Below are 13,504 nucleotides of genomic sequence, written 5' to 3'. Positions count from 1 at the left end.
GCTTAGCCGCCGCCCCGGCCCATGGCCGCCTGGCCCATGTTCCACAGCGGAAGGAACACACCCAGCGCCAACAGGAGCACCAATACGCCAATCACAGCGAGCAATATGGGCTCAATAGAGGCAGACAAGCCCTTGATGCTGTAGTCCGTGTCGCGCTCGTACATGGCGGCAATCTCGAAGAGCAGGTTGTCCAGCTCGCCGGTTTCCTCGCCCACATTGATCATCTGCAGCACCACCGGAGTGAATACGCCTGTGGCCGCAGCGCAGCGCGAGATACTTTCGCCGCGCTCAATGCCATCGCGCATCTGCTCAATGCGGCTGCCAATGAAAGCGTTGTCCACCGTCTGCGCCACCACGGTGAGTGCCTGCACCAGCGGCACGCCGCTCTGGCTGGACAGCGCAAAGCTGCGAGCGAAACGTGCCAACGTGGCCTTCAAAATAATGTCACCCACGATAGGCAGTTTGAGTTTGCGCGCGTCCCAGCGGTAACGCCCTTCTGGCGTGCGCAGGTAGGCGCTTACTCCCACCGCTGTACCGACTCCCAGTGCAATCAACAGCGGCCACCAGTTGATCATCCAACTGGAGAATGCCAACAAACCACGGGTGATCAGAGGCAACTCGGCGTTGAAGCCGGCAAACACCTTGGCAAACTCCGGAATCACAAGAGTGTTCAGAATCACGATGGCAATAGCCATGGCGATCATGACAAACATGGGGTAACGCATGGCCTGCTTGATGCGCTCACGCACATCGCGCTCAAACTCCATGTGTTCGGTCAGTCGCAGAAACACTTCGGTCAGCCGCCCCGTCATCTCCCCCACGCGAATCATGGAGACGTAGAAGCCGCCAAACAAATCTATATGGCGCGCGATGGCCGCCGACAACTCGCGCCCCTGGTCCAAGCTGGCGCGGATGTCTTTGAGCATGTCCACCATCGCCGGCTTGGTGGCCGACGCTTCCAAGCCGGCAAACGCACGCAAGATGGGCACGCCGGCTTTGTTCAACGTGTACATCTGCCGAGAAAAAATCAGCAGGTCTTCCACCACCACCGGCTTGCGGTTGAGCCACTCCAGCACAGAGCCCGTGGGTTGGTCGTCTTTGACTTGTGCCAGAGCGATGTGCACGGGTGACACCCCAATGGACAACAGCTGGTCCGCGACCCCGCCCTCAGACAAGGCCTCCAGTTGACCGTCAACAGCTTCACCCCGGTTGTTGCGCCCCCGCCATGAATAAACAGCCATGGACGCTTAATCCTGCTCGTCGCCAGGATCGACTTCAAAACCAATACGCATGGCTTCTGCCAGCGAGGTTTTGCCCTGGCGCACCAGCTCCAGCGCGTGGAAAGGCATGGTGTGGCCTTTCATGCGTTCGCGCGCCGCGCGCATGAAGGCGGCCGGATTGGATTGGGACGCGGCTTGGGTCAGTGTGGCGTCCATCTCCAGCAGTTCATACACCCCCTGGCGACCGGCATAACCGGTGCCGTTGCAGGTTGAGCATCCCAACCCACGCTTGGCAGTCACCGACTCGCCTGTAGCGATCATGGCAGTCAACCAGCTTTGTTCCTGGGGCGAAGGGGTATGGGGTGCGGCGCACTCCACACAGTTCAGTCGCACCAGACGCTGCGCAATAACGGCCTGAAGAGACGTGGATACCATGAATGACGGCACCCCCATGTCCAGCAGACGGAACGGCGTGCTCATGGCATCGCGTGTGTGCAGGGTAGAGAGCACCAAGTGACCTGTGATGGCGGCGCGCAGACCGATCTCGGCTGTCTCGGCATCGCGCATTTCACCGACCAGAATGACATCCGGGTCCTGGCGCAGGCAGGAACGCAGCACCTTGGCAAAGGTCAGTTCAATCTTGTCATTGACCTGCACCTGCGTGATGCCAGGCAATCGGTACTCCACCGGGTCTTCCACGGTGATGACTTTGAGCTCGGCCGCGTTGATTTCGGCCAGCGCTGCATACAGCGTGGTGGTTTTGCCGGACCCTGTGGGGCCGGTGACCAGCACCATGCCAGACGTACGGGCCAGCACCTCGCGGAAGCGCCGGAGCATGGCAGGCGGCATGCCAATGCTGTCCAGGCGGCGCATGCCAGCGCCCTGATTCAGCAGGCGCATGACGGCCGCTTCACCATAGGTGGTGGGCAGTGTAGAAAGCCGCACGTCAATCGTGTTGTCCTTGATACGCACACTGAAGCGGCCGTCTTGCGGCAATCGCTTCTCGGAAATATCCAGCCCGGCCATGAGCTTCAGGCGCTGGGCCAACGCGCCGCCGATGCGTTTGTCGGCCTGGGTCTGGGTTTGCAATACACCGTCCACGCGCACCCGGATTTGCAGGAAACCCTCTTGCGGCTCGATGTGCACGTCGGACGCGCCCACTTGAATGGCGTCTTCAAACAGCGATTGCAGCAGGCGCACCACCGGTGCACCTTCAATGCCTACCGTTGCGGTGAGTTCACCAAAGTCGACCGTGTCACCCAGATCTTTTTCCAGCGCACGGGCCAGGCCACTGATCTCTTCCGAGCGTCGGTATAGGCGGTCAAACGCCGCGGCCAGCTGGCTCTCTGGCACGGCCGCAATGCCGATGTTGCGCTTGAGGATACGGGTGAGTTCGTCGTAGGCAAACAAGTCCAACGGGTCGGACAGGGCGACCAGCAGAACATCGCCTTTGTCTTCCAGCACCAGCGCCTTGAAGCGCCGCGCGCTGGACTCGGGCAACAGGCGCACGACGTCCGCACGGAAGGGAAACGTCTTGAGGTTGACAAAAGGGATGCGCAGCTGGCGCGCCAAACCATTGGCCAGCAGCTCTTCAGTGATGACGCCGGTCTCTATGAGCAGACGACCGACTTTTTTGCCGGTGGTACGCTGCAACTCCAGCGTTTGCTGCAGTTGCTCCTGCGAAATGAGCTTCTGCTGGACCAGCACATCCCCCAGACGCAGTTTCTCGGGTCGACCCGAAGGGGGGCGTGCTCCCAGTGGCGCGTTAGGCGCCGCAGCGGCCATGTTCATGCGCTAATCCTTTTGCAGTTTGCAAAAATGATAGCACGTGAGGCCCTTTAGTACGTGGTTTGGACTACGGCAGTCTGCTGCACTGGGGGCCTGGAAGCCGGGCTCAGGGTATCGCCATCCACCGTGACGCGCGCACCCACGGTCGCAGGTGTGGCTTGTTCAATGCTGCGCAGGCTGCCGTCTTCCATGCGCACGTCAACCTGGTAGCGGGTTTCCTGCTTCATGCGTTTTTCCACGGTGTGGCCGGCCCAGCCGCCGCCCAGCACGCCCAGAACGGTGGCTGCGGCCTTGCCGGTGCCACTGCCCACCTGGTTGCCCAGCAGACCGCCCAACGCCGCCCCGGCCACGGCACCGAGCCCCACTTGGGATTGCTCGCGCTGCACCGGGGTAACCCCCTCCACCGTGCCACAGACCGCGCACACCGGCGCAGCAGGGCGCGTATCCGAAGCCAACACGGCCTCATTCCTGGGTTGGGTAGCCGTAGACGTGCTGGATACAGGCCGCTTATTTGCTACTGATTTAGTAGCTGCTTGCGCATGTTTGGCGGGGGCTACAGGCACTTTTGACACTGAAACAGGGGCTTGCTTTGGCGTCGCTGGGGTCTCCAACACAGCAGCAGGCTCGGTGCTTACTGGGACGGCCTGGGCCACGGCCAGATCGGCGCTGGGCGCACGCAGGTGCAACACGGTGGCACCCAGAGCCAGGGTGGTGATGCCCAGTGCGCCCACCACGGCCCACAAAACGCGTGGGGAGGGGGCCAGGGTCTGGCCAGGTGAGGGGCTTGTGATCAACATACTGTTCTCCTTGAATGGCGGTATCCGCTGGTATTCAACGGATGTCGCCCTGCAAAGGTACACAGCGCAGTCGGCTGCTGCGTGTCTGTTGTGTAACACAGCGTAAAGCGCAGCGCCCCACTCGCCGTGGAACCCTAGAGGTTGGGCGCCAGCAGGCGCTGCAGTGCTGCAGCCTGCAAGCCGCGCCGGCGCGCCAGGTCTTGCACCTGGTCATCGCCAATCTTGCCCACGTTGAAGTAGGTGGCATCGGGATGGCCGATGTAGAAGCCGCTCACGCTGGCGGCGGGCGTCATGGCCAGGCTTTCGGTCACCGCCATGCCAATTTCTTCGCATTGCAGCAGGTCGAACATGTCCTTCTTGACGCTATGGTCCGGGCAAGCCGGGTAACCGGGCGCGGGGCGAATCCCCTTGTATTTCTCGGCAATCATGTCTTCATTGCTCAACGCCTCGTTGCTGGCATAACCCCACAGGTCAGTGCGCACGCGGTGGTGCAGGGCTTCGGCAAAGGCCTCGGCCAGGCGGTCGGCGATCGCCTTGAGCATGATGGCGGAATAGTCGTCCAGGTCGTCCAGGAAATACTTTTCCTTCTTGTCTACACCAATGCCTGCGGTCACCGCAAACAGGCCCGCGTAGTCGTTGGCCACACCCTTGGGCGCAACAAAGTCAGCCAGGCAGCGGCTGGGGCGCATCACGCCGTCAATCACCTGCTTTTCGGTCTGCTGACGCAGGCCGTACCAGGTCATGGCGACGTCCGTGCGGCTCTCGTCGGTGTAGAACGCGATGTCATCGTCGTTCACCGTGTTGGCCGGGTACAGCGCGACCACGGCGTTGGCTGTAAGCCAGCGGCCTTCGATCAGGCGCTTGAGCATGCGCTGGCCGTCGGCGTACACACGCACAGCCTCAGTGCCGACGATTTCGTCTTTCAGGATGGCGGGGAACGGGCCGGCCAGGTCCCAGGTCTGGAAGAACGGGCCCCAGTCGATGTACTTGGCCAGCTCGCCCAGGTCAAAGTTCTTGAAAACACGGCGGCCAATGAATTTGGGACGTGTCGGCTGGTAGTGGCTCCAGTCCACCGGTGTCTTATTCGCGCGTGCCTTGTCCAGCGACCACATCGGCGTCTGCTTCTTATTCGCGTGCTGGTGGCGGACCTTGTCGTAGTCGGCATTCAGCTCGTCCACGTATTTGGCCGCCTGGTCCGAGAGCAGGCTTTGCGCCACGCTGACACTGCGGGAGGCGTCGGGCACATACACCACAGGGCCTTCGTAATGGGGCGAAATCTTCACCGCCGTGTGCACGCGGCTGGTGGTCGCGCCACCGATCAGCAGCGGAATTTTCTTGATGCGGAAGTAATCGTCCTTCTGCATCTCACCGGCCACGTACTGCATCTCTTCCAGACTCGGCGTGATCAGGCCCGAGAGGCCCACGATGTCGGCGCCTTCGAGCTTGGCACGGGCCAGAATTTCGTGGCAGGGCACCATCACACCCATGTTGACCACGTCGAAGTTATTGCACTGCAAGACCACGGTGACAATGTTCTTGCCGATATCGTGCACATCGCCCTTGACGGTGGCAATCACGATCTTGCCCTTGGTACGCACATCGCGCCCGGCGGCTTCGTCCTGGCGCTTTTCTTCTTCGATGTAGGGAATCAAATGCGCTACCGCGGACTTCATGACCCGGGCACTTTTCACCACCTGGGGCAAAAACATCTTGCCCTGGCCAAACAGGTCGCCGACGATGTTCATGCCGTCCATCAAAGGGCCTTCAATGACGTGCAACGGGCGGCCGCCCTTGGCAAGAATGCCACGGTAAGCCTCTTCGGTGTCTTCGGTGATGAAGTCAGTGATGCCATGCACCAGCGCGTGGCTCAGGCGCTGGCCAACCGACGCTGGCGCTTCGGCGGTCCCACGCCACTCCAGCCGTTTGCTATCGTCCTTGGCGCCACTTTTCGCGGTTTCGGCGATCTCCACCAGACGTTCACCCGCGTCGGGGCGGCGGTTGAGCACCACGTCTTCCACGCGGGTGCGCAGCTCGGGCTCCAGGTCGTCGTACACGCCGACCATGCCGGCGTTGACGATGCCCATGTCCATGCCAGCCTGGATCGCGTGGTACAGGAACACGGTGTGGATGGCTTCGCGCACCGGGTCATTGCCACGGAACGAAAAGGACACGTTGCTCACACCACCCGACACCTTGGCGCCCGGCAGGTTTTGTTTGATCCAGCGCGTGGCTTCAATGAAGTCCACCGCGTAGTTGTTGTGTTCTTCAATGCCGGTGGCAATGGCGAAGATGTTGGGGTCGAAGATGATGTCTTCTGCTGGAAAACCGATCTCGTCCACCAGGATGCGGTAGGCCCGCTCGCAGATTTCAATCTTGCGCTGGTAGGTATCTGCCTGGCCCAGCTCGTCAAACGCCATCACCACGGCGGCGGCACCATAACGGCGCAGCAGCTTGGCCTGTTGCTTGAACTGCTCCACGCCTTCCTTCATGCTGATGGAGTTGACGATGCCTTTGCCCTGCACGCAGCGCAGGCCGGCTTCGATGACGCTCCATTTGGAGCTGTCGATCATGATGGGCACGCGGGAAATATCGGGTTCGCTGGCAATCAGGTTCAGGAAGCGCACCATGGCGGCTTGGCTGTCCAGCATGGCCTCATCCATGTTGATATCGATGATCTGGGCGCCGTTTTCCACCTGCTGGCGCGCCACAGCCAGGGCCTGCTCAAACTCGCCGTTGAGAATCATGCGGGCAAAGGCCTTGGAGCCCGTGACATTGGTGCGTTCACCGATGTTGACAAACAGCGACGAAGAATCAAGCGTGACCGGCTCCAGGCCGGACAGCATCATGGGGGCAACGGAAGCGACAGCCGCAGGGCTAGGGGAATTGGAGGGCATGCATCTCACCTGTAAAACAGCATTCAGGTGAGCGTCGTTGCGGTCGGTTAAACGCCATCCAAGCCTGACGGACACTGTGTGGCCCGCTGCAACGCTCCTTGGAAGCTGTCATTTTAACGGCGAACCGCGTGCACGGGGCGACCGTCTGGGCTAGGATGGCGCAAAACCACAACAGGAGGGCTCCTGCAGGAGCGGACCATGACCGAAAACGCGTCCCCGGCCACGCAGGAACCCGTGAGCAATCCCTCACCGGGGGCAGAACGTGCGGCAGAGCTCCTGGCCGCCCCGGACGCCCTGACCCACCTGTCTCTCGAAGAGGCCCGCGCGGTTGTGGCCTACATGACGCCCCGGTTTTTCCCCGCCAACACCACCTTCATCCGCGAGGGGGACGTTGGCGACAACCGTTTCATGGCCTTGCTGGTCGAAGGCGAGGTGGTGATTGAGCGCATTACCGTGAGCCGCACCGAACCCGTCACCGTGCGGGTGCTGGGCCCGGGCAGTCTGGTCGGCGAGATGGCGCTGATCGACAACGAACCGCGCTCCGCCTCGTGCACCGCCAGCACCGATGTGTGGTGTGCCATCCTGACACGGGAGGCCGTGGACGCCATGATTGTCAAAGACCCGGCCGTGGCAGCCCGGCTGCTGCTGGGCGTTTCAGCCCATATCGCCGAACGCCTGCGCGACACCAACCGCCAGCTCAAGCTCTATGCCCGTCTGGCCACCACCATGCGCGAAGAGCTGGCCCACATCACCCACCCTTCGGCCATAGGCCCCGCCCACTAGAGCGGGGACTTCCACCCCCTCAAATGTAGGTATTCAGCAGGTTCTCCAGCAACTCTTGGCGGCCGGACACGGGCTGGGTGTCGGTATTGCGATCCACCACATGGGCGGCGACTGCCTCCAGGGTCATCTTGCCGTCCAGTACGTTTTGGCCGAACGGGGCTTTCCAGCCCGCATAACGGTCTTCCACCAGCTTGGCCAGCTTGCCGTCGTTGATCATTTTTTCCGCAATCAGCAGCGCGCGCGCGGTCACATCCATGCCGCCAATGTGACCGTGGAACATGTCTTCGGGGTCGATGGACTGGCGGCGCACCTTGGCGTCAAAATTCACTCCGCCGTTGACGAAACCGCCGCCTTGCAGGATGGTGTACATGGCCAGCGCGGTTTCGGGAATGCTGTTGGGGAACTGATCGGTGTCCCATGCGCACTGCATGTCACCGCGGTTCATGTCGATGGAACCGAAGATGCCCAGGTCGACTGCGGTGGCGATTTCGTGCTCGAAGCTGTGGCCAGCCAGCGTGGCGTGGTTGGCTTCGATGTTGACCTTGATTTCCTTCTCCAAACCGTACCGGCACAGGAAGCCGTACACCGTGGCACTGTCAAAGTCGTACTGGTGCTTGGACGGTTCGCGCGGCTTGGGTTCGAGCAGGATGGTGCCCTTGAAGCCGATCTTGTGCTTGTACTCCACCACCATGTTGAGGAAACGGCCCATCTGGTCCAGTTCATGGCCTATGCGCGTGTTCAGCAGGGTCTCATAGCCTTCGCGGCCGCCCCACAGCACGTAGTTGGCGCCGCCAAGTTTCAGCGTGGCATCCATGGCTTCTTTCACCTGCAGCGCGCCCAGGGCAAAGATTTCGGGGTTGGGGTTGGTGGCCGCACCCGACATGAAGCGGCGGTGGCTGAACAAGTTTGCCGTGCCCCACAGCAGCTTCATGCCGGTCTCGGCCTGCTTGGCGCCCAGCACGTCCACCATCTCGCGCAGGTTATTCACGCTGTCACGCGGAGTGGCGCCTTCGGGGGCCACGTCGCGGTCGTGGAAGCAGTAGTAGGGCGCGCCCAGCTTGCTGAAGAACTCAAACGCCACATCCGCCTTGGCCTTGGCCGCGGTCATGGGGTCGGCCATGTGTTGCCAAGGGCGCTGGAAGGTGTCGCCACCAAACGGGTCCAGGCCATTCCAGCAGAAGCTGTGCCAGTAGCAGACGGCGAAGCGCAGCTGCTCTTCCATACGCTTGCCCAGCACGATGCGGTCTTTGTCGTACCACTTGAACGACAGCGGGTTGCTGGAGGTGGGGCCTTCATAGGCAATGGGGGAGACGTTGGAGAAGTAGGTACTCATGGTGTTCTCGGAATAAAAAAAAGTGTTGAGGGGTGGGGTCGGATTAGGCTGGGCGGTACAGGCTGCGGAACTGCGCGTAGCGCACAGCCAGCAGGTCTTGTTCGGCGGGGTTGGGGTGGTAGCTGGCTTCTACCTCGGGGCTCAAGCACACGGCGCTTTGGGTAGCGCCGGTGGCCAGCCAGCCCAGGCGGGCGGCACCCAGGGCACCACCGACAGCGGAGCTTCCATGGGTGACCACTTCGGCATTTAGGGCGGAGGCCAACTGTTGCGCCCAAAAGGCACTGCGCGCGCCGCCACCTACCAGAGACAGGCGGCTCACGCTGCTGCCTGCGGCATTCAGCGCGGCCAGGCCGTCTTTGAGGCCAAAGGTCACGCCTTCGATCACCGCGTAGCCCAGGCGAGCCGCGTCGGTGTCAAAGCTCAGTTGGTGAAAGCTGCCGCGCACATTCGCATCGTTGTGCGGCGTGCGCTCACCACCGAGATAGGGCAAAAACAAGGGTGACGCTGCGCGGTCCGCCAGCGACAGCTCGGCGGCCTTGCTTGCCACCACACCGGCGTTCGGTGCGCCCAGAAGGTCGGTGACCCACTGAAGGCTGCTGGCGGCAGACAGCATCACGCTCATCTGGTGCCAGCGGCCGGGCACGGCGTGGCAAAACGCATGCGTGGCGCTGGCCGCATTGGGCTGGTAGCTGGGGGTGACGACGAACAGCACGCCGCTGGTGCCCAGCGACAAAAAGCCCTGGCCCGCGTCCACCGCACCCATGCCCACGGCACTGGCTGCGTTGTCGCCAGCGCCACCGGCCACCACGATGCCTGCATTCAGGCCCAGGGCCTGGGCCACATCGGCCTTCAGGTAGCCGCCGGGCGCGCTGCCCTCCACCAGGCGCGGCATGTGGGCCTGCGTCAGGCCGGTCAACGCCAGCAGGGCGTCTGACCAGGTACGCTGTTGTACGTCCAGCCACAGCGTGCCGCTGGCGTCGGACATGTCGCTCACGTACTCGCCGGTGAGCTTCAGGCGCACATAGTCTTTGGGCAGCAGCACCTTGGCAACTTGTTGGAAGACGGCGGGCTCATGCTTGGCCACCCAGCGCAGCTTGGGCGCGGTGAAGCCTGGCATGGCCAGCGTGCCGGCCAGATCAGTGAGCGTGGGCAGTTCGGCCATCATCTCTGCGCATTCAGCCGCGCAGCGTGTGTCGTTCCACAAAATGGCGGGGCGCAACACCTGGTCTTGCGCGTCCAGCAGCACAGCACCATGCATCTGGCCCGACAGGCCAATGGCTTGCACCGCGGCAAATTCTTGCGGGTGGGCAGCACGCAGCTGTGCCAGTGCAGACTGCGTGGCGGCCCACCAGTCGTGCGGATTCTGTTCGCTATGACCAGGGTGCGGGCGCTGCACGGTGAGTGCGGTGCCCGCCGAGCCGAGCACGGTGTGGTCGGAGGTCAAAAGCAGCACCTTTACTTCGGAGGTGCCAATGTCAATGCCAATAAACATGCGTACGTGTGCGGCGATTTATGCCGCGATGGTGGATGTGGAAGAAATCTCTATTGCGTCTGCCGGGCGTGCCGCCAACGCAGACATGCGGGCATGCATAGGACGCAGGTCGTGGTGCAGTACCAGCGCGGCAGCACCTACGGCAGAAGCCAGCAAGCCATAACGCGCAGCGCGCACAGTAGGGGCAGTCATGCCAGCGCTGGTCGCGTACGCTTGCAAGGTGTCTTGGGCGACCTGGACAATGCCGGGGTAGGTGTCGCACGAGGGGCCGCCCACCACCAGCATGCTGGGGTTGAAGGTGGTCCACAGGTTTTGCAATACCACGCCCAGGTAGTGGCCGCCCTGGGCCGGTTCGGGCAGCTTGGCCAGGGTGCGGGCACCAAAAAAGGTTTCTGCACAGCCCTTGCGTCCGCACGAACACAAGGGCCCGTCGATCTGCAAAATGCTGTGGCCAATTTCGCCAGCCATGCCTTGCATGCCGGTAAACAGGCGGTCGTTGAGCACAATGCCCGCGCCCACACCGGCGCCGCAGGTCACAAAAATCAGCGAGTCCTTGGCATCACCCTCGGAGAATTCGTATTCGCTGAGAGCGGCCGTATCGGCTTCGTTTTGCACATGCACGGCCACCGGGGGTAAGCCGGCCTGGGCCAGCGCCTGGGTGATCAGCGGCACAAAGTCCACATTGCGCCAGCCCAGGTTGGGGGCAAAGCGCAACATGCCGGTGGCCTCGTCAAACGCGCCGGGCAAGCCTACGCCCACACCGGCAAGCTGCACGCCGCGCTGCGTGAGCTGGGCATGGGTGCGGGCCACCAGACGGGCGGCTTGTTTGCAGACGTCTTCGGGTTTGGTGCCACCCAGCGCCTCTTCCAGTGCGCACAACACCTGGCCAGTGAGCGACACGCCCACCACACGCAGGGCCTCGACGGCCACTTCCACACCGATCATGCCGCGGCTGCGGCTGTCAATCTGCAGGGGGGTGGAGGGGCGCCCCAGCCCCTGGGCTGCGGGCACATCGGTTTCGCTGAGCCAGCCTTCGTCGATCAGTTCGCGCACCAGCAGGCTGACGGTAGATTTGGTCAACCCACTTTCCTGCGCGAGTTGGGCGCGCGACAGGCCACTCTGGTTGCGCAGCAGCCGCAGCAACACGCTGCGGTTGATGCGTTTGACAAGTTGTTGGTCGCCAATGGTTTTCATGGTGGTGCGGGAAGTCGCGCAGCCTCACAGGCTGTGGGTTTGCGCTTTGCCCTCGGGTTGTTTGCCTGCGATGATCATGCCAAGAACTTCGTCCTCGGTCACATCGCCAGTGCGGTAGGTGCCTACCAACTTGCCGTTTTTCATCACGGCCAGACGGTCGCTCAGGCCAAACACATCGGGCATGTCGTGGGTGATGAGAAAAATGCCCACGCCTTCGGCCTTGAGCTGGCGCACCAGATTGCCCACCATCGCGGTTTCCTCGGGGCCCAGCGCGGCCGTGGGCTCGTCCATGATCAGTATCTTGGCGTTGAAGTAAATCGCACGCGAAATGGCCACCACCTGGCGTTGCCCGCCCGAGAGACGGCGCACCGGCGTGCGCACGTTCTTGAAGTTCTTGTTCAGGCGGTGGAACACCTTGCGTGCCTCGGCATCCATGCGGTGGTCGTCCAGCGTGTTCCAGCGCGTCAACAGTTCGCGGCCCAGGAACAGATTGGCCACAGCGTCGAGGTTGTCGGCCAGCGCCAGGGTCTGGTAAATGGATTCGATGCCGCAGCGCTGCGCATCCACAGGGGTGCGGATGTTGGCCTTCTCGCCGCTGATGAAGACGTCGCCGCTGTCGATCGGGTAGGCACCGGCCAGCATTTTCATCAGTGTGGACTTGCCCGCGCCGTTGTGCCCCAGCAGGGCCACCACTTCGCCGGGGTAGAGTTTGATGCTCACGTCGTCCACCGCATGCACGCCGCCAAAGGACTTGCCAGCATGGCGCATCTCCACCAGCACCTCTTGCGACGCCTGTTGTTCGATGCTGCTCATACCGTATCTCCTGTCAGCCGGCGGTAAATCACGTCAAACACCACCGCAGCAATCAGCACCTGGCCGATGATCACGTAGCGCACGCCAATGGATACGTCCAGCAGCAACATGCCGCTGTCTATGCTTTGCATGATGAGGGCACCCAGTACCGAACCGAGGATGGAGCCGCTGCCCCCGGCCAGCGCAGTGCCGCCGATCACGGCTGCGGCAATCACATACAACTCCATGCTGGTGCCCAGCGAATTGGTACCCGCGTTCAGGCGCGCAATCGACACCATGGCGGCGATGGTGATGAGCACACCCATCAGCGCGAATAACATCAGAGTGACCTTGCGCACGGGAATGCCCACCAGCGCGGCCGCTTCGGGGTTGCCTCCCATGGCAAACACATAACGGCCAAAACGGGTGCGGTGCACGATAAAGGACAACACCAGGGCCACGGCGGCCCAGATCAGCACCGGAATCGGGATGCCCTGGGGGGCGTCCTTGTTCATGATCTGGTAGCTGTTCATGGAGGCCACAAACGCCAGCACGATGGCCACGGGCACCAACACAATGGCGGCGTCCAGCCACAGCGGGTTGTTGGGCACGCCATACGAGGCTTTGGCACGGCGCTTGGCCCACATTTGGACCACCAGGGCCAGCACAATCACGGCGGCCAGTACCCAGCTCGGGCCCACGCCAATGGCGCCGTCAAAGCCACCTCCCAGACGCTGGAAAAACTGGTCATTGACTGGCTGGGTCTTGCCGTCAGCCACCAAAAAGGCGGCGCCACGAAACGACATCAGGCCGCCCAACGTGACGACAAACGAAGGCACGCCCAGTTTGGCCGTCAGTGCGCCCTGGTACACGGATACGACAATCGCCACGGCCAGCCCGGCCAACGAGGCCGGCACCCAGTGCCAGTTGGCGGTGTACATCAGCGTGGCAATCAGCACGCCAACAAAGCCCATGACCGAGCCCACCGACAGGTCGATGTGGCGGGCCACGATGATCAGCACCACCACGGTAGCGACCACACCCACCACCGCCGTCTGCTGGGCGATGTTGTACAAATTCTCGGGGGACAAAAACAGTCCGCCAGACAGGATGTTGAAGACGATGGCAATGGCTGCCAGCACCGTACCCATCATCACCAGGCGCCAATCGATGGCCGCGTGCTTGAGCGAATTCAAAACGGGATTCACATG

Annotated in this window: 10 protein-coding genes and 1 riboswitch; of the genes, 1 reads left to right on the top strand and 9 read right to left on the bottom strand. The window is 62.3% G+C overall.

All coding sequences use genetic code 11. The annotated features are described in order from the left end of the window. Positions 1-2 precede the first annotated feature (2 nt). The 4 genes from RS694_RS01095 to metH form a co-directional block, all read right to left on the bottom strand. Entirely contained in the window at positions 3-1,241 is a 1,239-nt protein-coding gene (locus RS694_RS01095) for a type II secretion system F family protein (protein WP_029707912.1), read from the bottom strand. Between the two features lie 6 nt (positions 1,242-1,247). Then, entirely contained in the window at positions 1,248-3,011 is a 1,764-nt protein-coding gene (locus RS694_RS01090) for a GspE/PulE family protein (protein ID WP_276324433.1), read from the bottom strand. A 47-nt stretch (positions 3,012-3,058) separates the two neighbouring features. Next, positions 3,059-3,805 (bottom strand): outer membrane lipoprotein, encoded by a 747-nt coding sequence (locus RS694_RS01085; RefSeq protein WP_051391896.1) that lies wholly within the window; start codon positions 3,803-3,805, stop codon positions 3,059-3,061. Between the two features lie 134 nt (positions 3,806-3,939). Next, complete coding sequence (gene metH / locus RS694_RS01080) at positions 3,940-6,699, bottom strand: methionine synthase (protein WP_076069227.1); 2,760 nt, start codon at positions 6,697-6,699, stop codon at positions 3,940-3,942. A gap of 22 nt (positions 6,700-6,721) precedes the next feature. Then, positions 6,722-6,805: riboswitch (S-adenosyl-L-homocysteine riboswitch) on the bottom strand. Between the two features lie 92 nt (positions 6,806-6,897). Here metH and RS694_RS01075 point away from each other — a divergent pair. Then, the gene (locus RS694_RS01075) at positions 6,898-7,482 is read left to right on the top strand and encodes a Crp/Fnr family transcriptional regulator (RefSeq protein WP_051391897.1); all 585 of its coding nucleotides are present in this window, start codon (positions 6,898-6,900) and stop codon (positions 7,480-7,482) included. Positions 7,483-7,501: 19 nt separating this feature from the next. Here RS694_RS01075 and xylA read toward each other — a convergent pair whose 3' ends face one another. Genes xylA through RS694_RS01050 form a run of 5 tightly spaced genes read right to left on the bottom strand, consistent with a single transcriptional unit; the run spans position 7,502 to position 13,447 of the window. After that, on the bottom strand, positions 7,502-8,815 hold the full coding sequence (gene xylA, locus RS694_RS01070; protein ID WP_029707921.1) for a xylose isomerase: 1,314 nt from the start codon (positions 8,813-8,815) through the stop codon (positions 7,502-7,504). Positions 8,816-8,858: 43 nt separating this feature from the next. Further along, entirely contained in the window at positions 8,859-10,307 is a 1,449-nt protein-coding gene (xylB, locus tag RS694_RS01065) for a xylulokinase (protein WP_029707923.1), read from the bottom strand. 18 nt (positions 10,308-10,325) lie between these two features. After that, entirely contained in the window at positions 10,326-11,501 is a 1,176-nt protein-coding gene (locus RS694_RS01060) for an ROK family transcriptional regulator (protein ID WP_029707925.1), read from the bottom strand. Positions 11,502-11,525: 24 nt separating this feature from the next. Continuing rightward, positions 11,526-12,314, bottom strand: a complete 789-nt coding sequence (locus RS694_RS01055) for an ATP-binding cassette domain-containing protein (protein WP_029707926.1) — start codon at positions 12,312-12,314, stop codon at positions 11,526-11,528. Next, entirely contained in the window at positions 12,311-13,447 is a 1,137-nt protein-coding gene (locus RS694_RS01050) for a sugar ABC transporter permease (RefSeq protein WP_051391912.1), read from the bottom strand. Before RS694_RS01050 ends, RS694_RS01055 begins: the two co-directional genes overlap by 4 nt. Positions 13,448-13,504 lie beyond the last annotated feature (57 nt).

It is taken from the genome of Rhodoferax saidenbachensis (assembly GCF_001955715.1).
Taxonomy (GTDB): Bacteria; Pseudomonadota; Gammaproteobacteria; order Burkholderiales; family Burkholderiaceae_C; genus Allorhodoferax; species Allorhodoferax saidenbachensis.
This window is presented reverse-complemented; position numbering and strand designations above follow the sequence as displayed.